The sequence below is a fragment of the Pseudomonas sp. FA117 genome (assembly GCF_057370475.1).
The window spans coordinates 4,887,052-4,910,653 of record NZ_CM170675.1 but is presented as its reverse complement, the minus strand read 5'-3'; the positions used below and the strand labels follow the sequence as shown (position 1 = coordinate 4,910,653).

General features: G+C 65.3%; 15 protein-coding genes and 1 pseudogene. 10 read left to right on the top strand and 6 right to left on the bottom strand.

The features are described from left to right. Nucleotides 1-81 precede the first annotated feature (81 nt). A complete protein-coding gene (gene cysZ / locus AC1TXO_RS22615; RefSeq protein WP_486403796.1) occupies nucleotides 82-810 on the bottom strand; it encodes a sulfate transporter CysZ in 729 nt (242 codons plus the stop codon). A gap of 363 nt (nucleotides 811-1,173) precedes the next feature. Here cysZ and trxB point away from each other — a divergent pair, with 363 nt between their 5' ends. Further along, entirely contained in the window at nucleotides 1,174-2,136 is a 963-nt protein-coding gene (gene trxB / locus AC1TXO_RS22610; RefSeq protein ID WP_486403795.1) for a thioredoxin-disulfide reductase, read from the top strand. Nucleotides 2,137-2,186: 50 nt separating this feature from the next. On the opposite strand, the gene AC1TXO_RS22605 is transcribed toward trxB, so the two are convergent. Beyond that, nucleotides 2,187-3,104, bottom strand: coding sequence for an AraC family transcriptional regulator (locus tag AC1TXO_RS22605; RefSeq protein WP_486403794.1), 918 nt, complete (start codon nucleotides 3,102-3,104; stop codon nucleotides 2,187-2,189). A gap of 113 nt (nucleotides 3,105-3,217) precedes the next feature. On the opposite strand from AC1TXO_RS22605, the gene AC1TXO_RS22600 reads away from it, so the two are divergent. Beyond that, nucleotides 3,218-4,246, top strand: a complete 1,029-nt coding sequence (locus AC1TXO_RS22600; protein ID WP_486403793.1) for an SDR family oxidoreductase — start codon at nucleotides 3,218-3,220, stop codon at nucleotides 4,244-4,246. Between the two features lie 12 nt (nucleotides 4,247-4,258). On the opposite strand, the gene nadC is transcribed toward AC1TXO_RS22600, so the two are convergent. Further along, entirely contained in the window at nucleotides 4,259-5,107 is an 849-nt protein-coding gene (nadC, locus tag AC1TXO_RS22595) for a carboxylating nicotinate-nucleotide diphosphorylase (protein ID WP_486403792.1), read from the bottom strand. Between the two features lie 215 nt (nucleotides 5,108-5,322). Between nadC and AC1TXO_RS22590 the strand changes: the two genes are divergently transcribed. From AC1TXO_RS22590 to AC1TXO_RS22570, 5 genes and pseudogenes are all read left to right on the top strand, one after another. Then, nucleotides 5,323-7,467 carry a DUF1631 domain-containing protein gene (locus tag AC1TXO_RS22590; protein WP_486403791.1) on the top strand — a complete coding sequence of 715 codons (2,145 nt, stop codon included), beginning with the start codon at nucleotides 5,323-5,325 and terminating at the stop codon, nucleotides 7,465-7,467. Between the two features lie 79 nt (nucleotides 7,468-7,546). After that, a complete protein-coding gene (gene ampD / locus AC1TXO_RS22585; protein ID WP_486403790.1) occupies nucleotides 7,547-8,110 on the top strand; it encodes a 1,6-anhydro-N-acetylmuramyl-L-alanine amidase AmpD in 564 nt (187 codons plus the stop codon). Next, entirely contained in the window at nucleotides 8,107-8,937 is an 831-nt protein-coding gene (gene ampE, locus AC1TXO_RS22580) for a regulatory signaling modulator protein AmpE (RefSeq protein ID WP_486403789.1), read from the top strand. The genes ampD and ampE overlap by 4 nt, the downstream gene beginning before the upstream one ends. Before the next feature lie 162 nt (nucleotides 8,938-9,099). Next, nucleotides 9,100-10,206 (top strand): annotated as a pseudogene (locus AC1TXO_RS22575) (heavy-metal-associated domain-containing protein); the annotation flags it as partial. Then, nucleotides 10,183-11,112 (top strand): methyl-accepting chemotaxis protein, encoded by a 930-nt coding sequence (locus tag AC1TXO_RS22570; RefSeq protein ID WP_486406890.1) that lies wholly within the window; start codon nucleotides 10,183-10,185, stop codon nucleotides 11,110-11,112. The pseudogene AC1TXO_RS22575 and the gene AC1TXO_RS22570, both read left to right, overlap by 24 nt. Nucleotides 11,113-11,218: 106 nt before the next feature. On the opposite strand, the gene AC1TXO_RS22565 is transcribed toward AC1TXO_RS22570, so the two are convergent. From AC1TXO_RS22565 to cra, 3 genes are all read right to left on the bottom strand, one after another. Further along, the gene (locus AC1TXO_RS22565) at nucleotides 11,219-15,880 is read right to left on the bottom strand and encodes a hypothetical protein (protein WP_486403788.1); all 4,662 of its coding nucleotides are present in this window, start codon (nucleotides 15,878-15,880) and stop codon (nucleotides 11,219-11,221) included. 112 nt (nucleotides 15,881-15,992) lie between these two features. Beyond that, on the bottom strand, nucleotides 15,993-16,775 hold the full coding sequence (locus AC1TXO_RS22560) for a TatD family hydrolase (protein WP_486403787.1): 783 nt from the start codon (nucleotides 16,773-16,775) through the stop codon (nucleotides 15,993-15,995). A 2-nt stretch (nucleotides 16,776-16,777) separates the two neighbouring features. Then, nucleotides 16,778-17,770: a catabolite repressor/activator gene (gene cra / locus AC1TXO_RS22555; protein ID WP_486403786.1), complete on the bottom strand. Its 993-nt coding sequence runs from the start codon at nucleotides 17,768-17,770 to the stop codon at nucleotides 16,778-16,780. A gap of 278 nt (nucleotides 17,771-18,048) precedes the next feature. Here cra and ptsP point away from each other — a divergent pair, with 278 nt between their 5' ends. From ptsP to AC1TXO_RS22540, 3 genes are read left to right on the top strand one after another with little or no spacing between them, the layout of a single operon-like run. Next, nucleotides 18,049-20,901 (top strand): phosphoenolpyruvate--protein phosphotransferase, encoded by a 2,853-nt coding sequence (gene ptsP, locus AC1TXO_RS22550; protein ID WP_486403785.1) that lies wholly within the window; start codon nucleotides 18,049-18,051, stop codon nucleotides 20,899-20,901. A gap of 1 nt (nucleotide 20,902) precedes the next feature. Then, a complete protein-coding gene (gene pfkB / locus AC1TXO_RS22545; RefSeq protein WP_486403784.1) occupies nucleotides 20,903-21,853 on the top strand; it encodes a 1-phosphofructokinase in 951 nt (316 codons plus the stop codon). Further along, nucleotides 21,850-23,580 carry a PTS fructose-like transporter subunit IIB gene (locus AC1TXO_RS22540; protein WP_486403783.1) on the top strand — a complete coding sequence of 577 codons (1,731 nt, stop codon included), beginning with the start codon at nucleotides 21,850-21,852 and terminating at the stop codon, nucleotides 23,578-23,580. The genes pfkB and AC1TXO_RS22540 overlap by 4 nt, the downstream gene beginning before the upstream one ends. The last annotated feature ends 22 nt before the right edge of the window (nucleotides 23,581-23,602 follow it).

Below are 23,602 nucleotides of genomic sequence, written 5' to 3'. Positions count from 1 at the left end.
GAAAGCCGGAGGCGCCGCCGGGCCTTTGTGGGAGCAACTGTCTTGCTCCCACCCAAGTCCGGGCATCGGGGCCCGGACGCCTCAGGTGCGCTCGCGCACCCAGAACAACGTCGCCCCCGCCACCGCCGCCGGTATCATCAGCACGTTCACCCCCGGAATCATCAATGCCAGGTAGGTGATCCCGCCAAAGCCCAGCGACTGCCAGCGCTTCTCGCGCAGCCAGGCGAGCATGTCCTGCCAGCTCATCTTGTTGTTGTCGGCCGGGTAGTCGATGTACTGGATGGCCATCATCCAGATGCCGAACACCAGCCACAGCGGTGCGGCCACCACGTTCACCACCGGGATGAACGACAGGATGAACAGGCCGATGGCCCGCGGCAGGAAGTAGCCGAGCTTGCGCATCTCGCGGCTGAAGGTACGCGGCACCATCGCCACCAGCTCACCCCAGCTGAACGCCGGGAAGGTGTCTTCGCCACGGACCACCACTTCGACCTTCTCCGCGAGAAAGCCGTTGAACGGTGCGGCGATCACGTTGGCGAACAGGGTGAAGGTGAAGAACACCATCAGCACCACCAGGGCGACGAACAGCGGCCAGAGAATGTAGGTGAGGAAACTCAGCCAACTGGGCAGGGTCGGCATCAGTGCATCGACCCACAGGCTGAACTGATGGCCGGCAAAGTAGATCAGGCCGCCGAACAGCAGCAGGTTGACCGCCAGCGGCAGCAGCACGAACAACCGCAGGTTCGGGCTCAGGACCAGCTTCAGGCCCTCGCGCAGGTACTGGGGGCCGGACAGGACGGGGGCTTGCATCGGGATGCTCCACAGAAGGAAAACGGACCTGACATTACCGAGTTCGAGGCGCCGACGAAAGGCGCGACACCGGCTGTAACAAAGCATAGGGACAATCCAGGATCGGATTTGTCACTGGATAGAGCCTGTCTATAAGGTGGATTGTCGAAGGATATTTCCTTAATCTTTGCCACCTCGCTACAGTGCGTTCAATTTCTGAACGCCGTGAAACGCCGCGAGCCCTCTACGGGAGGTGGCACCCAGGTTTTCGGACCTGCGCGTTGTAGCCTTCCCCAAGTGCTGCGCAGGTCCTTTTTAATTTGCAGCCGGCCTCGCCGGCACAGCGGTGCCGGCCCGACGTGGCCGGCTCGACAGGAGCACGACATGTCCGAAGTTCGTCATTCCCGCGTCATCATCCTCGGTTCCGGCCCTGCCGGTTACAGCGCCGCGGTCTACGCTGCCCGTGCCAACCTCAAGCCGCTGCTGATCACCGGCATGCAGGCCGGCGGCCAGCTGACCACCACCACCGAAGTCGACAACTGGCCGGGCGACCCCCATGGCCTGACCGGCCCGGCACTGATGCAGCGCATGCAGGAACACGCCGAGCGTTTCGAGACCGAGATCGTCTTCGATCACATCAATGCCGTCGACCTGGCCAGCAAGCCGTTCACCCTGACTGGTGACAGCGGCACCTATACCTGCGATGCACTGATCGTCGCCACCGGTGCCAGCGCCCGTTACCTGGGCCTGCCGTCGGAAGAGGCGTTCATGGGCAAGGGCGTATCGGCCTGTGCCACCTGCGACGGTTTCTTCTACCGCAACAAGCCGGTCGCCGTGGTCGGTGGCGGCAACACCGCCGTGGAAGAGGCGCTGTACCTGGCCAACATCGCCAGCAAGGTGACCCTGGTGCACCGCCGCGATACCTTCCGTGCCGAGAAGATCCTGATCGACAAGCTCAACGCCCGTGTCGCCGAAGGCAAGATCGAGCTCAAGCTCAACGCCACCCTGGATGAAGTGCTGGGTGACAACATGGGCGTGACCGGTGCGCGCCTGAAGAACAACGACGGCAGCAGCGACGAGATCAAGGTCGACGGCGTGTTCATCGCCATCGGCCACACCCCGAACACCTCGCTGTTCGAAGGCCAGCTGACCCTCAAGGACGGCTACCTGGTGGTTCATGGCGGCCGCGAAGGCAATGCCACCGCCACCAACGTCGAAGGCGTGTTCGCTGCTGGCGACGTGGCCGACCACGTCTACCGCCAGGCCATCACCTCGGCCGGTGCCGGCTGCATGGCGGCACTGGACGTGGAACGCTACCTGGACGGCCTGGCCAACGCCTCGTTCTGAGTCGCAGCCTGATCACGAAAAGAACCGGCCCTTTGGCCGGTTCTTTCGTTTCAGCCCGCCGCTGCACTGCGAAACGCTGTGGGCGAGAGTCCGGTCACGCGCTTGAAGGCAGTGCTGAAAGCGCTTTCCGAGCCGTAGCCCAGCGATGCAGCCAGTACCGACACCGGCGTGCGTTCTTCACGCAGGGCGCGTTCGGCCAGGCGCATGCGCCATTCGGTGAGGTAGGTCAGCGGCGCCACGCCTGCCACCGTCCTGAAATGCAGGGCAAAGGTGGTGCGCGACATGGCGCACGCCTGGGCCAGTTCGTCGAGGTGCCAGGCCCGCGCCGGATCGCCATGCATCAGGCGCAATGCCGGGGCCAGGCGTGGTGCGCCGAGTGCGCGCAACCAACTGGCCGGCATGGGCGCGGCGGTCTGCAGGTGAGCCCGCAGGATCTGGATGAACAGCAGTTGTGACAACTGCGCCGAAGCCAGCTGTGCGCCCGGTTGCCCGGCGCTGCGCTCGGCTACCAGCTGATCGAGCAGCCAGCGGAAGTTGCTCGCCTGCTGCGAAGCGGCCGGTACGTGGATCCATGGCGGCAGCACATCGGCCAGCAGGCGTCCGCTGCCGGGGTCGAGCAGCACATGGCCGCCAATATGGGTGAAATCGTTGCCATCACCCAGCACCACTGGCGACTGCCCGGAGGCGCTGAACACGCTCATCGCATCGACAGGTTCGGTATCGAGGTCGCTGGCCAGGACGAAGCCCCGCCTGGCAGTCAGCAGACCGACGTCACCGGTATTGAACTGCACGGCCTGGGGTTCGCCATCGATCCGTACCCAGCAACTGCCCCTGACCACGGCGAAGAACTTGATCTTGTCGGGGGGAGGAAAGCGCAGCGCCCAATGCCCGCCCGCGCTGAAGCCGCCGGTGGTCAGTGACGTGGCGTTGGTGAGCCGGAGTATCTCGGAGAAAGGGTCGATGTTCATTGCCGTACTCTCGCGCAACCAATGCGCACCTTCAAGCATTAACAGTACGCATGGGGCGCCTTAACCTCTCCTGCATCCGCGCCTTGCGCAACGAATCGAGAGAGGAAGGCAACATGAGCGACCCATGGGTACTGGTCACCGGCGGCACCGGCTTCATCGCCCAGCATTGCATCATTGCCCTGCTGAACGAGGGCTACCGGGTGCGCACCACGATCCGTTCGGCCACCCGTGAAACCGAAGTGCGCGACCATCTGAAGGTTGGCGGTGTCGAGCCGGGCGAGCGCCTGCAGTTCGTCGTCGCCGACCTGGGCGCCGATGCCGGCTGGGCCGAGGCGAGCGAAGGCTGCACCTACGTGCTGCACGGTGCGTCGCCCACGCCGTCGGGCGACCAGCAGCGCGAAGAAGACTGGATCAGGCCCGCCGTGGACGGCAACCTGCGGGTACTGCGTGCCGCGCGTGATGCCGGGGTCAGGCGCGTGGTACTGACTTCTGCCTTTGGTGCGGTGGGCGTTGGGCACAGCCCCGAATATCGACGCCCGTTCGATGAGACCGACTGGAGCGACCTGAACGGCAATGTCGCGCCCTACCAGAAATCGAAAACCCTGTCCGAGCGTGCGGCCTGGGATTTCATCCAGCGCGAAGGCGGTGAACTGGAGCTGTCGGCGATCAATCCGGTGGCCGTGCTCGGGCCTGCGCTGGGCGCCGACTATTCGCATTCCATCCGCATCATCGTCAGCCTGCTGCAGGGGCAGGCAGGGTGCCCGCGAATCAACTCGGGTTTCGTCGATGTGCGTGATCTCGCCGACCTGCACCTGCTGGCCATGATTCACCCTGCAGCCAGGGGCGAGCGCTTCCTGGCGATTGCCGGTGAAAGCATGTGGATGACCGAGGTCGCCAAGGTGCTGCGCAATACCTTGGGCGAAGTCGCCAGCAAGGTCTCGACCCGCGAGCTGCCCAACTGGCTGGTGCGTCTGGCCGCGCGCAGCAACCCGAACATGAAGTCGATGGCGCCGCTGCTGGAGGTGGACATGAACTGCACCAGCGAGAAGGCGCGACGCCTGCTCGGCTGGTCGCCCAGGTCACGTGAGGAGGCGATCGTCGCCACCGCCCGCAGCCTGGTCAGCCTCGGGCTGGTCGGCTGACGGGCAGCGGGGTCAGAGGCTCAGGCGCATCGACAGGTCGACTGCCTTCACATCCTTGGTCATCGCGCCGATGGAGATGTAGTCCACACCGGTTTCGGCGATGACCCGCAGGGTGGTTTCATTGACCCCGCCGCTGGCTTCGAGCCTGGCCTTGCCTGCGGTGATGCGCACCGCCTCGCGCATTTCATCCAGGCTCAGTTCGTCGAGCATGACGATGTCTGCGCCGGCCGCCAGGGCCTGGCCCAGCTCGTCCAGGCTCTCCACTTCGATTTCCACCGGCTTGCCCGGCGCGATGCGGTGCGCTGCGGCCACCGCCTCGGCAACCCCGCCACTGGCGGCGATGTGGTTTTCCTTGATCAGGAAGGCGTCGAACAGGCCGATGCGGTGGTTGTGGCAACCGCCGCAGGTGACTGCGTACTTCTGCGCCAGGCGCAGGCCCGGGAGGGTCTTGCGGGTGTCGAGCAGGCGCACCTGGGTGCCTTCGACCAGATCGGCGAGAAAGCGCGCTCGGGTTGCCACGCCCGAGAGCATCTGCAGGAAGTTCAGCGCCGAGCGCTCGCCGGTGAGCAGCGAACGGGCCGGGCCTTCGAGGTGGAACAGGACCTGGTTGGCCGCAGCGCGCTCGCCATCGCTTACCTGCCAGTGTACCGCCACCCGTGGGTCGAGCTGACGGAACACCGCATCGACCCAGGCGGTACCGGCGATCACGCAGTCCTCGCGGGTGATGATGGTGGCCTTGGCCAGGCGCTCGGCGGGAATCAGCTGGGCGGTGATGTCGCCGCTGCCGACGTCTTCCAGCAGTGCACGGCGCACGTTGGATTCGATTTCGGCGGTGAGATCGGCGAGACGTAGGTTCGGCATGGTCGGCTCCACAAGCTAGATGCCGGCGATTATAGGGGAGGGGGCCGCGCTTTACAGCCGCCGATTCCCCGTCTGGCAAATGTGCGCCCGATCGCGTCCTGCAAATGCTGTGTTGGCAGCTGTCATCTTTTTCACGGATAATGGCGCCTTGTATTTGGCGTCATAGCTTTGACGATTCTCTCGCCAGTCGACCAATACCCTGCAAGGAGTCCGGGATGCATGAAGAAGGCAAGATGGGGCCTCTAGGGGTCGCCATCGACAGAGGGGTGCGCACGCCCCTGCCTTGCCTTCCCGTCGTGCTCCTTCAGGTGCGTGACAAAGCCGCGCTGCAATTGCGCCAGGGCCTGCAGGCCCTGTTCGACAACGCCGACGACACCCTCTTCGAGATGGCCGACAAGGCCGGCGACCAGCAACACCTGTACTTCGAAGCCATGCGTGACCTGCGCCTGAAGCGCAAGAGCATCGAGCGCACCTTCATCGATACCTTCCACGACACCTTCCTGCGTATCGGCCAGGTCGATCCGCTGGGGCCTCTGGGCAGCATCGACCTGCCCGTAGGCAAGGCGCAGCGTGAGCGCACGCTGGCGGTCGGGGCGATGGTGGAACGGGTGCTGTCGCGCGATGGCTTTGCCCTCCAGCAACTCGGCCAGCGTTTCAGCGCCTTGCTCGAAGTCCCGCTCGATGCGCGCTGCAATCCGCTGGGGCCTGCCTGCCTGTGCGGGTACTTTCTCGATGCCGGGCGCAGTCTGGGGGTCGACCTCAAGGTCAAGCTGATCCTGCTCAAGCTGTTCGAGCGCTATGTGCTGCGCGACCTCGACCTGCTCTATGGCCAAGCCAACCAGTTGCTGGCGGCTGCCGGGGTGCTGGCAGAGCTGGCGCCCGGGCCGCGTCGGCGTGCAGAGGACCGAGGCCTGGCGGCACGCCGCTCGCAGGCGGCGCTGATCGCCGGTGAGGGCCTGGGCAGCGACAGCGCCGGCCAGGCCTACTTCGCGTCGCTCGAAGGGCTGCTGGCACCGGTGCGTGGCCGCCTGGCGCCGCGGCTGCAAAGCGTGTCGGCGGCGCAGACGATCGGCAGCGCCGACCTGCTGCGCCTGCTCACCCACCTGCAGCACTACGTGCCCGGGCCGTTCGAAGCCGACGATTTCGACCTCGGCCAGCAGCTCGAGCAATTGCTGCTGCGCGTCAGCGTGCGCAGCGGCACGCGCCGGCGCCTGGCGACCGCCGATGAAGACATGATCAACCTGGTCGATCTGCTGTTCGAGTACATCCGCGACGACGACAACCTGCCCACGACGCTGCGGGCCTTGCTCGGTCGCCTGCACATTCCCCTGCTCAAGGCGGCGCTGCTCGACAAGAGCCTGTTCAGTCGGGCCAGCCATCCGGCGCGTCGGCTGCTGAACGAGATCGCCGCCATGGCCATCGGCTGGGAAGGCGCAGGTGAAGGGCTGCATGCGCGCGTGGAGCGCATCGTCCAGCGCCTGCTCAACGACTTCACCGAAGACGCGCGGCTGTTCAGCGATGTGCTTGACGAATTCCTGCTGTTCAGCAGCGAGGAGCGGCGGCGCAACGAACTGCTGGAGCAGCGCACCCGCGATGCCGAAGAGGGGCGGGCACGGGCGTCCCAGGCGCGACTGCAGGTGCAGCAGGCGCTCAACCTGCGTCTGCGCGGGCGTCGGGTGCCGCGCGTGGTGGTGCAGATGCTGGTGGAGTCCTGGAGTCAGGTGCTGCTGCTGGCCTGGCTCAAGCAGGGCGAGGCATCCGTGGCCTGGGTCGATGGCCTGGCGACCATGGACGCCCTGCTGCAGAGCATTGCCCCGCACCCCGAGCCCCTGGCGCGCGAGCAACTGCTCGAGCAGGTGCCTGGCCTGCTCAAGGCGTTGCGCGATGGCCTGGGCGGGGTGATGCTGGATTCCTCGGCGCTGCGCGAATTCTTCGTGCAACTGGAGCGCCTGCACCTGCGTGCCTGCGCCGACCCTGGCCTCTGGCAGAGCGAGGTCGACGAGGTGCGGATCGACGACGAGATCGTTCTGGCCAGCGCCGAAGACTCGACCGACAGCGACGCAACGGCGCTGGACGAGCACAGCCCTTCGCTGCGCCAGGTGCAGCGCCTGCGGCTGGGCACCTGGATCGAGCTCAGCGACGAAGACGAACCCTTGCGCTGCAAACTGGTGGCGCGGATCGACAGCAATGATCGTCTGGTCTTCGCCAACCGTACCGGCATGAAGGTCCGTGAATGGAGCCATGCCGGGCTGGCCCTGGCGCTGCATCGCGGCGAGGCGCGGGTGCTGGACGACGGCTTGCTGTTCGAGCGTGCGCTGGATGCGGTGCTCGACAACCTGCGCCAGGCCCAGGTGCGCTGAATCCACAATCATTTACATGCACGCAGTTTGACGGCGGGGCATACTGGCCCCTCGTATCCGGTCTTTTCAGGATCTGCCCATGCAATTGGACCGCGCCACTGGCTGGTTCTCCGGCGTTACCCACTGCCCCTCGCCGAACTTCAATGCCCGCCCTGACGGCGAGGCGATTTCCCTGCTGGTGATCCACAACATCAGCCTGCCGCCGGCCTGTTTCGGCACCGGCAAGGTCCAGCAATTCTTCCAGAATCGCCTCGACCCAGCCGAGCATCCCTACTTCGACAGCATCCGTCACCTGACCGTGTCGGCGCACCTGTTCGTCGAGCGCGACGGTGCGGTGACCCAGTTCGTGTCGCTGCTCGACCGCGCCTGGCATGCCGGGGTGTCGAGCTTCTGTGGGCGCGAGGGCTGCAATGACTTTTCCATCGGCATCGAACTCGAAGGCACCGACGAGCTGGCCTACACCGATGCCCAGTACGCCGCCCTGCGGCAGTTGACCCTGGAGATTCGCCGATGCTGGCCGGCCATCGACAGCGAGCGCATCCAGGGCCACAGCGACATCGCGCCGGGGCGCAAGACCGACCCGGGGCCGGCATTCGACTGGCGCCGCTACCGAGCCGCGCTGAACGACGAGGACAAGGCATGAGTTTTCTGGTGTTGGTACTGGTGTTGTGGATCGAGCAGTTCTCGGCCCTGCGCCACCGTCTGCAGCGTGACGGGTTCTTCCTCGGCGAGCTGGTGCGCCTCGAGCGCAGTGGCAAGGTCGATCCCTGGTGGAGCCTGGCGATCCTGGTGCTGGCCCCGGTGCTGCTGTTGGCGTTGCTGTTGCATGTGCTGCAGCCGGTCGCCTACGGCCTGCTGGCGCTGCCGGTGCACTTGCTGGTGCTGGTCTACAGCCTCGGACGCGGCGATGCCAAGGCGGCGCTTGGCCCGTTCCGTGACGCCTGGCGCCGGGGTGACGAACAGGCGGCGCTGCATGTGGCCGAGCGTGACCTGGGCCTGGCGGCGGACGATCCACGCGACCTGCTGGTGCGGGTTCAGGGCAATCTGCTGTGGCAGGCCTACCAGAGCTTCTTTGCGGTGATCTTCTGGTACTTCCTGCTCGGGCCGGCCGCTGCGCTGGGGTACCGCCTGCTGGCGCTGAGTGCGGCGAACAGCCATCAGCCGGCGCTCAAGGAACGGGCCGCACAACTGCGCCATGCCATGGACTGGCTGCCGGTACGGGTACTGGCGTTGAGCTTTGCGTTGGTCGGCAACTTCGTTTCGGTGACCCGCGTGATGCTGCATGAAGTGCTCAACTGGCACATCAGCGCCGGGCAGTTGATCGCGCGGGTAGGGCGGGTGGCTGACGATATTCCTGAAGAGGAAGAAGCACAGAGTGCGCTGGCGCGGCTGGACAGCCTGTGGGAGCTGCTGCTGCGCAGCGCAGTGTTGTGGTATGCGGTGTTCGCGCTGTGGACCGTGCTGCTCTAAAGGCTGGGCGAGTCGAAGCCCAAGGGCTGGGCCGCTCTTGCAGCAGGCTTCTCGCTTAACCTTAAGTTACAAACCTTGGATTGATTCTGCGCTATACAGAGCCACGGCCAGTCATGGCCTAGTGCTACCCCGCAGAACAATAAAAATCCAAGGAGGTGACCCATGAAGCGCCTGCTCCATCCGGCCATCGCGTTGATGAACCGGCTGAGCTTCGGCATGAAGTTCAGCCTGATCAGCGTCCTGTTCTTCCTGCCCATGCTGGTCACCAGCTTCTACCTGGTTCGCGATGCCTATCGGCAGTTCCACGTCACCCATGTCGAGCTGAACGGCCTCGAACCGTTGGCTGGCAGCCTGGCCCTGCGCGGCGATCTCGAGAACCTGGGCAACCTCCTGCAGATCAACGCCGTGCTCGGCCAGTCGGGCCAGGCCGGGGATGTCGAGGCGCGCATCGATGCCCTCGAGGACAAGGTCCAGGCCCGACTGCACGCCCTGCAGGGCAGCGATGCGCAACTCGAGGCCAAGCGCGCCGAGCTCGCCGAAGCCTTCGCCACGGCCCGCGGCGAAACTTCGTTGCAGAACAAGGTTGCCCTGTTCGACAAGCTGCTGGCCCAGGCCCAGGTGCTGACCCGGCAGGTCGCCAGCCAGACGGGCCTGAGCCAGGACAGCCAGGCATCGGTGCGCCAGCTGGGCGAACTGATCGGTGCCAGTACCGCACAGGTCAGCCAGATGCTCGGTGAAGGCCGGGCCATCGGGGCCGTGGCGCTGGGGCGCGGTTTCATCGACTCGGCGGGCAGCGCCCGCTTCGAAGACCTGCTGCAACGCCTGGAACGGCTGTCGGCTGACTATGCCCTGCGCCTGGACGATGCGCTGGCCGCCGATGCCGGCGCCCAGGCCAGCCTGGGCGAGCCGGCCCGGTCCAGCCAGGCCACGGTGCGCCAGGCCGCCACGCTGTTCGAGGAGCAGGTGGTGGTAGCCGAGACCCTCGATGCGCCTTGGCCCGCCTTCTACGAGCAGGTCAGCGCCCTGATGGGCCAGACCTACCGACTCAACGATGCGGTGATCGCGCATCTGCAACAGCAACTGCAGGAACGCCTGGGCGAGCATCGTCTGCGCATGATCGCCCTGGTGGTGGCGCTGGCGCTCGTGTTCCTGTCGATTGTCTATCTCTACAGCGGCTTCTACGTCTCGACCCGGCGCACGCTGAACAACCTCGGCGCCGCCATGGACAAGGTGGCCGGTGGCGACATGACCGTCAGCTTCGAGGTACGCAGCCAGGACGAACTGGGCGAACTGGGTCAAGGGTTCAACGAGACGGTGCGGCGCATCCGGGTGCTGATCGAGCAGGTGGGGCGCACCGTGACCACGGTCGAGGAACAGGCCGGACAGGTGCTGTCGGTGTCCACCCGCAGCAACCAGGCGGTGAGCGGCCAGCGCGAGCAGATCGAGCAGGTGGCCACGGCGATGAACCAGATGAGCGCCACCGCCCAGGAGGTGGCGCGCAGTGCGGCACTGGCGGCCGATGGCGCCGAGCAGGTCAACCGCGAGAGTGCCAGCGGACGCAGCCTGGTGGAGCATCAGCAGGACAGCATCGCCCGCCTGGCCGGAGAGATCGACCAGACGGTGACGGCGGTCAACCAGCTGGTTGGCGACAGCCAGGCCATCGGGCGGGTACTGGAGGTGATCCGCGGCATCGCCGAGCAGACCAACCTGCTGGCGCTGAATGCGGCGATCGAAGCTGCGCGGGCGGGCGAGCAGGGACGAGGCTTCGCTGTGGTCGCCGATGAGGTGCGCACCCTGGCGCGGCGTACCCAGGACTCCACCGCCGAGATCGCCCAGATGATCCAGCGTCTGCAGGACGGCGTCGGCGCTGCGGTGCGGGCCATGGGCAGCAGTCACCAGATGGCGGCGGGCACCGTGGATGAGGCGCGCCAGGTGCAGCAGGCTCTGGCCAATATCCTCGGGGCGGTGGGCGGTATCGTCGAGCAGAACCAGCAGATCGCCGCGGCGGTCGAGCAGCAGACGGCGGTGGCCCATGACATCGACCAGAATATCGTGGCGATCAACCGCGCGGCGCAGGACACCACGCAAGGCGCTTGTCAGACCGAGGACGCCAGCCGGGCGCTGTCGACTCAGGTGGTGGAGTTGAAGCGCCTGATCGGGGCGTTCCAGGTCTAGGCGCTGTCCGAAAGGTGTCTGCACGGGCTCTTGTCGTGTTGAAACGGGGCTTGGAATGCCCGTGTACTTCCCGGTACACAGCGCTTCCTCGCCCCAACATCAGCAATCAACGCCTCGAGGAGGGGCGCGCCTCGTGCCGGTCGGCAAGTTCGAAGATCGATGCCCCCAGTGCCAAGGGGATCTCAACGCGCAGGATTCGATGGACCTTGAGCCCTGCGCGTTCCTGCGCGCGCTGATACATGATGCCTTTGCGTGCATCCTCCAGCGTTTTCAGATGGCCGGCCTGAAAGGCGTATTGAGCCCTGGGGGTGTCGAGGGCGGGGTAGTGGAAGTGCGCTTCCCATAGCCGCTTGCCATCGGTGTCCATGATTGAATAGGCGTCCATGAAGCTTCGATCCTGGCCCCTGCCAACCGTTGCGCGGGTTTCATGCAGCTTGCGTACGGTGACCTGATTGCGCTTTATCAGCTCGGCAAGGTGAGCCGCCTTCGGTTTGCGGGGGTTCTTGTAGATGGCCATTTCCAGCCTTTGCGCCAGTGAGCGCAACTGCGCGCTGGAAGCCTGCAGGCGTGTGTTCAAGGTGGCGCTGGCAGCTGGGAGGGGGGCCAGATCGGCTTGGCCATATTGATTTGTCAGGATGTCCATTTCTTCCGCGAGGTTGAGCAAGGAGTCGCTGATATCGGCAGCCACCGCGTCATCGCGCAAGGCCCTGGCTTGGGCCTGTCTGCTTGTGGATTGGAATTCTTCGAGCCGACTGGTCGATGCGCTGTCCAACTGTGTCAGCGTGCGCGAGGGAGGCACAGCGGTCATTTGCCAGGTGCCTTGTTGTGTCCGGGTGAGTGTTCGCCGGGTGGCTCGGTCATCCTCCGCCACGACGGTCAGCAGGTCGGCATCGAGAGGGCTGGACCTGACTTCCACCAGCCGATCGCGTCCATGGTGTCTGACGGCGACTATCCTCGCCCTGCGGGGGCTTGGGGAAGGACCGGGTCTGTCGGTCACGTGCTGCGAAGGAATGAAGTCGAAATCGATACCGTCAAGGGCAGTGGAGGGAAGTGGTCCGTCCTTCTGTTCGTCGATGATTGCCGCCAGGCGGGTGTCGCAGTGTTCGCGATAGTGGTGGATTATCTTGAGGAGTTCCACGATGTGTTCGTTGTTTCGATCAATGTCGTTCAGAGGCGTCTCGGTGGCCAGTTGTTCGAAGCCATTGGTGAGCGCTTCGAGTTTCTCCTGCAGGTTGGCCAGGACCGCAAAACGTCGTTGATCCGGAACGCTGTCCAGGTGCCTGATGGTCCGTGTCAGGACGTTGAGTTCGTGGTGCAGCGCCTTGGCGGGGACGTTGAAGATCGCTGGCGTCGAAGGCTCGTACGGGTCACCAAAGCCGAGCAACACCCCACGTATGAACTGAATGCTGGCCATGAGCGTTTGCGACGGCTGCAGATCCTTGGGGATGTCATGCGTCGAGGCATCGAAATACTGGGACTGCTTCAGTGCTTGCAGGGTACGCTCATACCTGAGAGTGAGGGGCAGTTTGCGGATCTTGCAATCGAGCAGCAGTCTCTGAGACTGCCTGAAATTACTGGCCACCTGCACATCACCGAGGATTTCCTCAGCTGCGGGCATGGCGGTCGCGTCCAGCTGCTTTTCCTTCACCCTGTCTTGCAGGACGAGGTCGTGCAGATAGATGGCTCTCTCGTAGCAGGTAAGCTGCGAGCGCTGCTTGCGGGCGGTGAACTCGGCCAGGCTGGTTTCGGGATTGAGCTGGGCGAATTGCTGGGGTTTATCCTGCAACAACTTCAACTGCTCATCTACCACATCGATGTACTTGCAGTACTCGGTGATGGCGGTGTCGCGGCCCGCACCGGGGTGTCGGGACAGACTGGCGATGATCACGCTTCGTTTGAAGAAGTCCTTCTGCTTGGCCTCCAGCGCCTCGGAACTCAGGCTCAACTCACGCAATGCGGCGTCTGTTTCGACCAGATCCCGCTCCTGCTGCTGCCTTTGTCTTGCCTGGTTCGCCTCCCTGAGCGATTGGAGCCTCGACTTGCGCCCGCGTCCAGAACCACCGGGGCCCCCGACCAGAACACCTTGCCAGTTGCCGTCGACATCCCGGGTGACCGGTTCGCTGCGGCCGGGTCGTGTCGCCACGTAGAGGTTGTCGGTGGTATCGGCCACGGCATCCTCGCTACGGACGATTCGCCATATGGATTGGTCCGGCGAGGATGCGTCACGGTCGTGCAGGACCTGGTAACTGAAATTGTCCATGGTGATGAACAGCTTGTTGTCTGTGCGGTAGATGCCGTCGTGGTCGGCCTGTATCGACGGCTCCAACGGAGGATGGCTGAAGTCGGCGAGCCTTGTGGTACTCAGTGGATAGTGCTGCCGCTCCGGCAGCAGGTCCTCGAGCACCGTGCGTTGTGCCAGGGCTTGCTGTTCCACCTGGCTGATGAGTTTGCCCGGTTCGTAGATGTTGACCCCCAGGGACTGGCGGGAGACGTCGTCGAGGGTGCGCAACAGCGCCTGTGCCAGGGCGGCCTGGCCTGGATCGACCTGAATCAGGTCGCCGGTTTCCAGGCTCCCGGCGTAGTGGGTGGCAGAGCGGTAGAGCCTGATGAATGTGGTCGTGCTGTCCAGCTCATAGGTGGCGAGCCGCTTGCGGGTTGGTGCCATCAGCCCGTTACGGTCTTTCACCGCGTCGTACACCTGGATGCCGAGGCTCTCGGGCCAATGCGGATCCGCGAGCAGCATCGAACAGAACAGCGCTTCACTGTCAGGGTCGGGAACTCGGCTGCTCGACTCCAATCCCGACAACGCATTGATCACACGTTGCTGGAGCTGGGTCAGCAAGATGGCTTGCAACTGCTCGTGGTTCAGCAGTGTGTCATGTGTCAGGCGACTCAGCTCAGGGTGGTGCCGATAAAGATGAGCGCGCGCAGCTGGCGACAGGAGCGGGAAACGTGTTTTCAGTGCGCTGGTATCGTTTGTGGGCACCAGGTCGACGATGACATTCTCCTGTTGCAACAGATCCAGCAACTGCCAGGGTGCTTCACCCTGCGAGTACCATATCGCTTCCAGTGATCCACGGCTGACATCGGCCAGTGCCAGCAGGCGTTCGGCGCGCGTGGCTTCAAGTGTGGGCAGCGCCGATGAGGTCAGTAACTGCAGCAACCGAGCGTCAGTGAGCGGACCGATGTCCAGATGTCCGTATGCCCCGCTCTCGCTCTGCAGCGGGCCTGTGGACCAGGCCGCTGGCGCCGGCCCGGGGAGATGGGTGGGCCTTGGATTGAGCAGGCTGTGCATGAGTTGCCGGGTTCTGCGCTGCGAAAGTTTGCCTGCACTGACCTGTAGCGCGCCGGTGACGATCAGGTCGGTCACATCGATCACCGCCTGTACCGCCTGTGCCCGCTCGCCCTCGCTCAACGCCAGGGCGGCGGTGATGACCTGATGGCCAAGGGCGCCCAGGCTGACGCTGACCATCAACCTGTTGGCACCGATCACACCGCCGGGCAGCGCCAAGGTGAGCAAACCGAGAGTTTCGCTGACAACGATACCGGCATGGTCTTTCAATGCTTTCCAGCGACGTGAGGAAAGGGTTGCCGCGCTGGCCAGGAGGTCGGCCCTGAAACGCTCCGAGGACAACTGGTGCAGGCCTTGCCGGATGGGCACCGTGCTGCCCTGAGCGGTGATCTGCAATTTCTCGATCGGGGGTACGTCCAGTTGCATCAGGTCGTACAGTTTCTGGCTGATCCAGTTGAGATTGTCCCGGTCCGTCACGGGGGTCGCCAAGTGCTCGTGCAATGCGTCTTGGGATGCCTTGTCCAGCCCTGCGAGGAACCACGCGTTGCTCGGGTGTCGCTTTACCTGATCCAGCAGCGCCTCGACAGCCGCATGCTCGCTGAAGTGACGTCTCAGTGCACCACCTGCGCGGTTCGGGAAGTAGCTCACAACCCGCTCGCTACCCAGCTCCCGGACCGTGCAGGTGAAGAACGGCAGGGGCACGGTCGCACCGGTGAATTTCAGTTGATACTGCTTCCACTGGCGGTTGCTGTCGCTGTAGATGCCGGACAGCGACGCTGCTGCCTGGCGAGCAACATTGGCATCCTTTTCCTGGCGCAGGTCATCGAGCAGCGCCAGCCCGAACAGTCCCTCATGGTAGTGGGTCAACCACCCCATGAAGCGCGCATCCATGGCTGCATTGACTTTCGCCTCGAGCATCGATCCCAGATCCAGGGCATGGGCATGCAGCTCGAAGCTGCTGGCGCCGAGTACTTCATGAAACTCCCGGATGCCGTTTTCGTGACGGCTGATGTAGCTGTGTTCCAGATAATTGTTCTGATAGGACCGCGGGTAGACCTTGTTCAGGTCAAGCCGAGCGGCGTCCCACAGCGAATAGGACTGGATCTTCTGTATGGGCTCTCTGATGCCTATGGCGCGTCCATGGCGCGGCGGGACCAGGAGCATCTGAGTATGAAAGTACCAACGCTGCGGGTCGATGATCGTGCTGCTCAGCGGGGCCAGTGCCTGCCTGAGCTTCTCCAGGCCTTCCTGCTCGAAGCGCTTGAGGCAGTCGGCAAGGCTCTCGGCTATCGAGGTATTGTTCTGACCGACCTGTCTGGCCAGTTCGAAATAGCGTTGTCGTTGCGTATTCTCCAGGTGCCCGAAATAGCGCTCGAGATTCTGGTTGATCGCATTGACGGCCTGGAGATCCTGGTAGCTTTGAGCATCGAGCAGAACCGGGTGTTCTTGAGTCGAGAGCAGACGTTGATGGAGCATGGGATGATCCTTTGAACATGACGAGGACGTGCGCGTCTGGCACATCGTGTCCATGGAATCGGATCGGACCCCATGCAGGGGGGTAGATGGTTGCTACCCTGCGCAAGAATGCTCAGTGCGGCCAGCCGAGCAACTCACAGGCGTTGGTGGTGCTGGCAAGCGCCAGTTGCTCGACGCTGACGCCCATCACGGCGGCCAATTCGGCTGCGATTTCCGGCAGGTGCACCGGGCTGTTGCGCTGGCCTGGAAACATCGCCGGGGCCATGTCCGGGGAGTCGGTCTCGAGCACCACGCTTTCCAGCGGCAGGCGTGGCAGGGTCTTGCGCAGGCGCAGCGCCTGCGGCCAGGTCGCGGCGCCACCGAGCCCGAGTTTGAAGCCAAGCCTGATGTATTCGCGGGCTTCTTCGTAACTGCCGGCAAAGGCATGGATGATTCCGCCGCGTGCCGGCTTGTAGCGCTTGAGCGTGGCGATCACCTGGGCGTGGCTGCGGCGCACGTGCAGCAGCGCGGGCAGTGCGAAATCGCAGGCCATCTGCAACTGGGCTTCGAACAACGACTGCTGGCGGGGCTTGTCCAGTTCGGGCAGGTAATAGTCCAGGCCGAACTCGCCGACGGCACACAGGCGCGGGTCGCCCTGCAGGCGTTCGAGCCACTCGCGCAACTGCAGCAGATGCTCGGGGCGATGCTGCTCCAGGTACACCGGGTGCAGGCCGAGGGCTGCCGGCAGGCGTGCATCGCCGCAGGCCAGGTCCCAGACCCGCTGCCAGTTCTGCTGGTGGACGCCCAGCACCACCATGCGCTCGACCCCGCGCCCCGCCGCAGCGTCCAGCAGGCGCTGGCGGTCGGCGTCGAAATCAGGGAAGTCCAGGTGGGTGTGGGTGTCGATCAGACGCATGTTCAGGCCGTGATGCGCTGCTTGAAGGTTCGGGCCACGGCGTGCACACCCGGGGCGTAGGTCTTCTGCTCGATGGCCGCCAGGGCCAGTTCCAGCGCGGTGGCGGCAATCTGGCCATGCTGCTGGGCCATGGCGTTGACCGGCAGGGGCAGGAAGTCGAGCAACTGGTTATCACCGAAGGTGCCCAGTTGCAGTTCGCGCGACTGGCTGCCACGCGCCTGCAGCGCATCGAACACCCCTTGCAGCAGCACGTAGGAGGTCGTGACCAGCGCGTCGGGCAGGCCGCCGAGTTCCTTGATCAGTGTTTCCATCAGGCGTTGGCCGCACTCGCGGCTGAACGCTTCGCCCTCAAGGCGGCGCACTTCACCGTCGAACCCTTGCAGGGCGGCGTCGAACCCGCCGGCGCGGGCCTGGCTCACCGACAGCTCCGGTCGGGCGCCGATCAAGGCGATGCTGCGTGGGCGGGTGCCCAGCAGACTCTCGGTCAGTTGCCGGCTGGCATCACGGTCGTCGCTGATCACCGAGCAGAAGTGCGCAGGGTCCAGACGGCGGTCGATGGCGATCACCGGCAGGCCCTTGTTCTGCATGTCGCGATAGCTGTCATCTTCCGGCGGCAGGCAGCTGGCAACGAACAGTGCATCGCAGCGGCGGGCGCGGAACAGTTGCTGCAACTGGCGCTCGCTCTCGGGCTGGTCATCGCTGCTGGCGATCAGCAACTGGTAGCCACGGGCCCGCGCGCCTTGCTCGAGCTGCTTGGCGATGCGTGCGTAGCTGGGGTTCTCGAGGTCGGGCAGGATGAAGCCGAGCGTGCGTGTGTGCCGGCTACGCAGGCCGGCAGCCTGTGGGTTGGGCGTGAAGTCGTGGGCCTCGACCACGGCGCGAACCCGTTCGACGGTGGCGCTGCTGATGCGCTGCTGTTCGGCCTTGCCGTTGATGACGTAGCTGGCAGTGGTCACGGATACACCGGCCAGACGTGCGATATCGCTGAGTTTCACCGCATTTTCCTTGTTATTACCGGGGCAGCCAGAGGCGCCTGATCGGGTAGTCTTACTCAGAATTGTGTCCAAGTGCAGGCGACCATTGTCGCAATTGTTCCGACAAACTGGGGCTTTTTCCTACGCAGATTATCGAGTAACGTGGCCACCTGGTCAGGTTAAACGTTTCAGCACTCGAATATACCAGGTCTGCCCTGAATGCCCGGGTGAATCAGCGCGTTGAATTCCACAACAATAACCTCAGTCCCGGCCTGCGGGTACTGCAAAAGGAGAAGGTCATGCTCGAGCTCGCCAATGAGCAGATAGCCATGGGCCAGGTGGCCGTCGACAAAGCGGCGGCCCTGGGTCTGCTGGCGGATCGACTGGTGGCCGATGGCCTGGTTGCCGAGGGCTATCTCGAAGGGCTGCAGGCCCGCGAGGCGCAAGGTTCCACCTTTCTCGGCCAGGGCATCGCCATCCCCCACGGTACCCCGCAGACCCGCGACCTGGTGTTCGCCACCGGCGTGCGCCTGTTGCAGTTCCCCGAAGGGGTGGATTGGGGCGATGGACAGAAGGTCTACCTGGCGATCGGTATCGCCGCACGTTCCGACGAGCACCTGCGCCTGTTGCAACTGCTGACCCGCGCCCTGGGCGAAACCGACCTGGCCGAGGCGCTGCGGCGTGCGACCACGGCCGATGCCCTGCTCAAGCTGTTGCAGGGAGCGCCCCGCGAACTGGAACTCGATGCACAGCTGATCGGCCTGAACCTGCCAGCTGACGATTTCGACGAGCTCGCCTGGCGTGGCGCCCGCCTGCTGCAGCGAGGCGGATGTGTGAACAGCGGTTTTGCCGCGCTGTTGCAGCAGGCCGAGCCGCTGCCGCTGGGCGAGGGCCTGTGGTGGTTGCACAGCGAACGTGAGGTGCTGCAGCCGGGCCTGGCCTTCGTCACCCCGCAGCAGCCTTTGCGTCATCGTGGCCAGCCACTCAATGGCCTGTTCTGCCTGGCCAGCCTGGGCGCTGCGCACCAGGCCCTGCTCGAGCGCCTGTGCCAAGTGCTGATCGAAGGTCGCGGGCAGACCCTCTACCAGGCCACCAGCAGTCGCGACGTGCTCCAGGTGCTGGGCGGCGATGCGCCGGCCGACTGGCCCGGGGTACGGGTGATGCTGGCCAACCCCCACGGCCTGCATGCCCGCCCGGCGAAGGTGCTGGCGCAACTGGCCAAGGGCTTCGATGGCGAAATCCGCATCCGCCTGACCGACAGCGCCCAGCCTGCCGTTTCGGTGAAGAGCCTCAGCCGCCTGCTGTCGCTTGGGGCACGGCGCGGGCAGGAGCTCGAGCTGATCGCCGAACCGGGCATCGCTGCCGATGCTCTGCCTGTGCTGCAGGCAGCCATCGAGCAGGGGCTGGGCGAGGAGGTCGAGCCGCTGCCGGCGTTCAGCCTGCCGATGGCCGAGGCGGTACGTGAAACCCTGCAGGCACCGCTGCCCGGCAGCCAGGTCCAGGGTGTCGGCGCCGCGCCGGGTATCGCCAGCGGGCCGGCCCATGTTCGTGTCGAGCGCGAGATCGACTACCCGCTGCGTGGCGAATCCAGCACCCAGGAGCGCGCCAGGCTGCGCGCGGCGCTGGCTGCGGTCAATGGCGAGCTGCAGGCCTTGGTGCAACGCAGCGACAAGGCCATCGGCGAGATCTTCGTCACCCATCAGGAAATGCTCGCCGACCCGGCCCTGGGTGACGAAGTCGATCAGCGCCTGGCCCAGGGCGAAAGTGCGGCGGCGGCGTGGATGGCGGTGATCGAAGCGGCTGCCAGCCAGCAGGAGGCGCTGCGTGATGCGCTGCTCGCTGAGCGCGCCGCGGACCTGCGCGACGTTGGCCGTCGTGTGCTGGCGCAGCTGTGCGGCATCAGCGAACCGGCCGAGCCCGAGCAGCCCTACGTGCTGGTCATGACCGAAGTCGGTCCGTCGGACGTGGCCCGTCTGGATCCGGCGCGGGTCGCCGGCATCGTCACCGCCCAGGGAGGGGCTACCGCGCACAGCGCAATCGTCGCCCGCGCCCTGGGCATCCCGGCGGTGGTCGGGGCCGGTGCGGCGATCCTGCTGCTCGAATCCGGTACGCCGCTGCTGCTCGACGGCCAGCGCGGCAGGGTCAGCGTCGCGCCGCCTGCCGAGGAGCTGCAGCGCGCCCTGGCCGAACGCGACCAGCGCGAACAGCGTCTGCAGGCTGCCTGGGCCAATCGCCACGAGCCGGCCGTGACCCGCGACGGTCATGCCGTCGAGGTGTTCGCCAACATCGGCGACAGTAGCGGCATCGACAAGGTGGTCGAACTGGGCGCCGAAGGCGTCGGTCTGTTGCGCACCGAACTGATCTTCATGGCCCATCCGCAGTTGCCGGATGTGGCTACCCAGGAAGCCGAATATCGCCGTGTGCTCGATGGCCTGGACGGTCGCCCGCTGGTGGTGCGAACCCTCGACGTGGGTGGCGACAAACCCTTGCCCTACTGGCCGATTGCAGCGGAAGACAACCCCTTCCTCGGCGTGCGCGGCGTGCGCCTGACCCTGCAGCGCCCACAGGTGATGGAGGATCAGTTGCGCGCGCTGCTGCAGGCGGCCGACCAGCGGCCATTACGCATCATGTTCCCGATGGTCGGGCAGATGCACGAGTGGCGCGCCGCCAAGGCCATGGTCGAGCGCCTGCGCGAGCAGATCCCGGTCGCCGACCTGCAGGTGGGGATCATGGTCGAGGTGCCTTCGGCAGCGCTGCTGGCGCCTCGCCTGGCGCGCGAGGTGGACTTCTTCAGCATCGGCACCAACGACCTGACCCAGTACGCCCTGGCCATCGACCGCGGCCACTCGAGCCTGTCGGCCCAGGCCGACGGCCTGCACCCGGCGGTGCTGCAACTGATCGACATGACCGTGCGCGCTGCCCATGCCGAAGGCAAGTGGGTGGGTGTGTGCGGAGAACTGGCTGCCGATCCGCAAGCTGTGCCGGTGTTGCTGGGCCTGGCGGTGGACGAGCTCAGCGTTTCCGCGCGCAGCGTCGCCGAAGTCAAGGCCCTGGTGCGCCAGGCCGATTACCCCACGGCCCGCGCACTGGCGCGCGAGGCCCTGCAACAAGACAGCGCCGAAGCGGTACGGGCGCTGGTGGAGCGTTATTGAAATGGCCAAGATCCTTACCCTGACCCTCAACCCGGCGCTGGACCTGACGGTAACCCTCGATCAGCTGCGTGCCGGCGAGGTCAACCGCGCGCACGACCAGTGCAGCCACGCAGCGGGCAAGGGCTTGAACGTCGCCCAGGTGCTGGCCGACCTGGGGCACCAGGTGACGGTCAGCGGCTTTCTTGGCCGTGACAACCTGCAACCTTTCGAAGCGCTGATCGCCCGTCGCGGCTTTGCCGATGGCTTCATCCGCGTCGACGGTGAAACCCGCACCAACCTCAAGCTGGTCGAGGCACACGGGCGCGTCACCGACATCAACGGCCAGGGACCGCAGGTCGATGCGCCTGCACAGGCCGCCTTGCGTGAACGTCTGACCGAGATCGCCCTGGCGCATGAGGTGGTGGTGGTTGCCGGGAGCCTGCCGCGTGGGGTGAGTGCCGAGTGGTTCGGGGAGTTGCTGGGCGGGCTGGTGCGCCAGGGTGTGAAGCTGGCGCTCGACACCAGCGGCGAGGCCCTGCGCGCCGGTTTGCAGTGCGCGCCCTGGCTGGTCAAGCCCAATACCGATGAGCTGGGCGAATTGTTCGGCAGCACCGTGCAGGGTTTTGCCGAGCAGCGTGAAGCCGCCCGGCGCTTGCTCGACAGCGGCGTCGCCCATGTCGTGGTGTCCCAGGGCGCGCAGGGGGTGAACTGGTTCGCCGCCGACCTGGCGCTGCATGCCCAGCCACCGAAGGTATCCATCGCCAGCACCGTGGGTGCGGGCGACTCGCTGGTGGCCGGCATGGTCCATGGCCTGCTGCAGAAGGAGGACGCCGCGCTGACCCTGCGTCTGGCGACTGCAATCGCGGCCCAGGCGGTCACCCAGGTCGGTTTCGGCATCGACGACCGCGAGCAGCTCTCGCGCCTGGAAGCCGCCGTGCAACTGACAGAACAACAACAAGAGGCTCGCCGATGAACATCGCAATCGTCACCGCCTGCCCGAATGGCCAGGTGTCGAGTGTCCTGAGTGCACGCCTGCTGGCCGCCGCGGCCCAGCGCCGGGGCTGGAGCACCAGCGTCGAGGTGCGGGACACCGACCACCCCGAACGCTGCCTGAGTGCGGCGCAGATCGCCGAGGCCGACTGGGTGCTGGTGGTCAGCACCGGACCTGTCGACCTGAGCCGCTTCGTCGGCAAACCTGTCTACCAGAGCACCCCGGCCCAGGCGCTGGCGGATCGTGAGGGCTTTCTCGACGAGGCTGCGGCCAATGCCAGGGTCCTCGAAGCGAGCGTCGGCACCGAGGTGGCAGCCAGTAACGAGGCTCCACGTATCGTTGCGGTCACTGCCTGCCCGACCGGCGTGGCCCACACCTTCATGGCCGCCGAAGCGCTGCAGCAGGCAGCGCAGGCGCTGGGCTACGGCTTCAGTGTGGAAACCCAGGGCTCGGTCGGGGCGCGAAACCCCTTGTCGGCGGATGCCATCGCCGAAGCCGACGTGGTGCTGCTGGCGGCAGATATCGAGGTGCCGACTGCCCGATTTGCCGGCAAGCGCATCTACCGCTGCGGCACTGGCATCGCCCTCAAGCAGGCGCGCGCCACCCTCGAAAAGGCGCTGGCCGAAGGCAAGCTCGAAAGTGCAGGGGCGACGCCCGATGCCCCCGGCAAAAGCGAAAAGACCGGGGTCTACAAGCACCTGCTGACCGGTGTGTCGTTCATGTTGCCGATGGTCGTGGCCGGTGGCCTGCTGATCGCCTTGTCGTTCGTGTTCGGCATCGAGGCGTTCAAGCAGCCGGGCACCTTGCCTGCGGCGCTGATGCAGATTGGCGGCGAGGCAGCGTTCAAGCTGATGGTACCGATGCTTGCCGGGTATATCGCCTGGTCGATTGCCGACCGCCCGGGTCTGGCGCCAGGGATGATCGGCGGTCTGCTGGCCAGCACCCTGGGCGCCGGATTCATCGGCGGTATCGTCGCAGGTTTCCTGGCCGGCTACAGCGCCAAGGCGATCAGCCGCTGGGCGCGCTTGCCGAGCAGCCTGGAAGCGCTCAAGCCGATCCTGATCATTCCGTTGCTGGCCAGCCTGTTCACCGGCCTGGTGATGATCTACGTGGTCGGTCATCCGGTGGCGGCGATGCTCGAGGGGCTGACGCGCTTTCTCGACAGCATGGGCACCACCAACGCCATCCTCCTCGGCCTTTTGCTCGGTGGCATGATGTGCGTCGACCTGGGCGGGCCGATCAACAAGGCGGCCTATGCCTTCTCGGTGGGGCTGCTGGCTTCGTCGAGCTACGCACCGATGGCGGCAACCATGGCTGCAGGCATGGTGCCGCCCATCGGCCTGGGCATCGCCACCTTCCTGGCCCGGCGCAAGTTCGCCCAGAGCGAACGTGAGGCGGGCAAGGCGGCGCTGGTGCTGGGGCTGTGCTTCATCTCCGAAGGGGCGATCCCGTTTGCCGCCAAGGACCCGTTGCGGGTGATTCCGGCGAGCATCGCCGGAGGCGCGTTGACCGGGGCGTTGTCGATGTACTTCGGCTGCAAGCTGATGGCGCCGCATGGCGGATTGTTCGTGCTGCTGATCCCCAATGCCATCAACCATGCGCTGCCTTACCTGCTGGCAATCCTTGCGGGGAGCCTGGTGACGGCGGTGGTGTATGCGTTGATCAAGAAAGCGGAGCGGGTGGAGATGGTGGTGGCGCCAGCCAAGTGACCGGCGCTGGGTGGATGTTTCG

Coding starts and splice junctions, on each gene's coding strand:
- AC1TXO_RS22605 (WP_486403794.1), bottom strand. CDS start 3,104: ATGAACATCGACCCTTTCTCCGAGATACTCCGGCTCACCAACGCCACG.
- trxB (WP_486403795.1), top strand. CDS start 1,174: ATGTCCGAAGTTCGTCATTCCCGCGTCATCATCCTCGGTTCCGGCCCT.
- ptsP (WP_486403785.1), top strand. CDS start 18,049: ATGCTCGAGCTCGCCAATGAGCAGATAGCCATGGGCCAGGTGGCCGTC.
- AC1TXO_RS22540 (WP_486403783.1), top strand. CDS start 21,850: ATGAACATCGCAATCGTCACCGCCTGCCCGAATGGCCAGGTGTCGAGT.
- pfkB (WP_486403784.1), top strand. CDS start 20,903: ATGGCCAAGATCCTTACCCTGACCCTCAACCCGGCGCTGGACCTGACG.
- AC1TXO_RS22600 (WP_486403793.1), top strand. CDS start 3,218: ATGAGCGACCCATGGGTACTGGTCACCGGCGGCACCGGCTTCATCGCC.
- cysZ (WP_486403796.1), bottom strand. CDS start 810: ATGCAAGCCCCCGTCCTGTCCGGCCCCCAGTACCTGCGCGAGGGCCTG.
- ampE (WP_486403789.1), top strand. CDS start 8,107: ATGAGTTTTCTGGTGTTGGTACTGGTGTTGTGGATCGAGCAGTTCTCG.
- AC1TXO_RS22560 (WP_486403787.1), bottom strand. CDS start 16,775: ATGCGTCTGATCGACACCCACACCCACCTGGACTTCCCTGATTTCGAC.
- AC1TXO_RS22565 (WP_486403788.1), bottom strand. CDS start 15,880: ATGCTCCATCAACGTCTGCTCTCGACTCAAGAACACCCGGTTCTGCTC.
- nadC (WP_486403792.1), bottom strand. CDS start 5,107: ATGCCGAACCTACGTCTCGCCGATCTCACCGCCGAAATCGAATCCAAC.
- AC1TXO_RS22570 (WP_486406890.1), top strand. CDS start 10,183: ATGACCGTCAGCTTCGAGGTACGCAGCCAGGACGAACTGGGCGAACTG.
- AC1TXO_RS22590 (WP_486403791.1), top strand. CDS start 5,323: ATGCATGAAGAAGGCAAGATGGGGCCTCTAGGGGTCGCCATCGACAGA.
- ampD (WP_486403790.1), top strand. CDS start 7,547: ATGCAATTGGACCGCGCCACTGGCTGGTTCTCCGGCGTTACCCACTGC.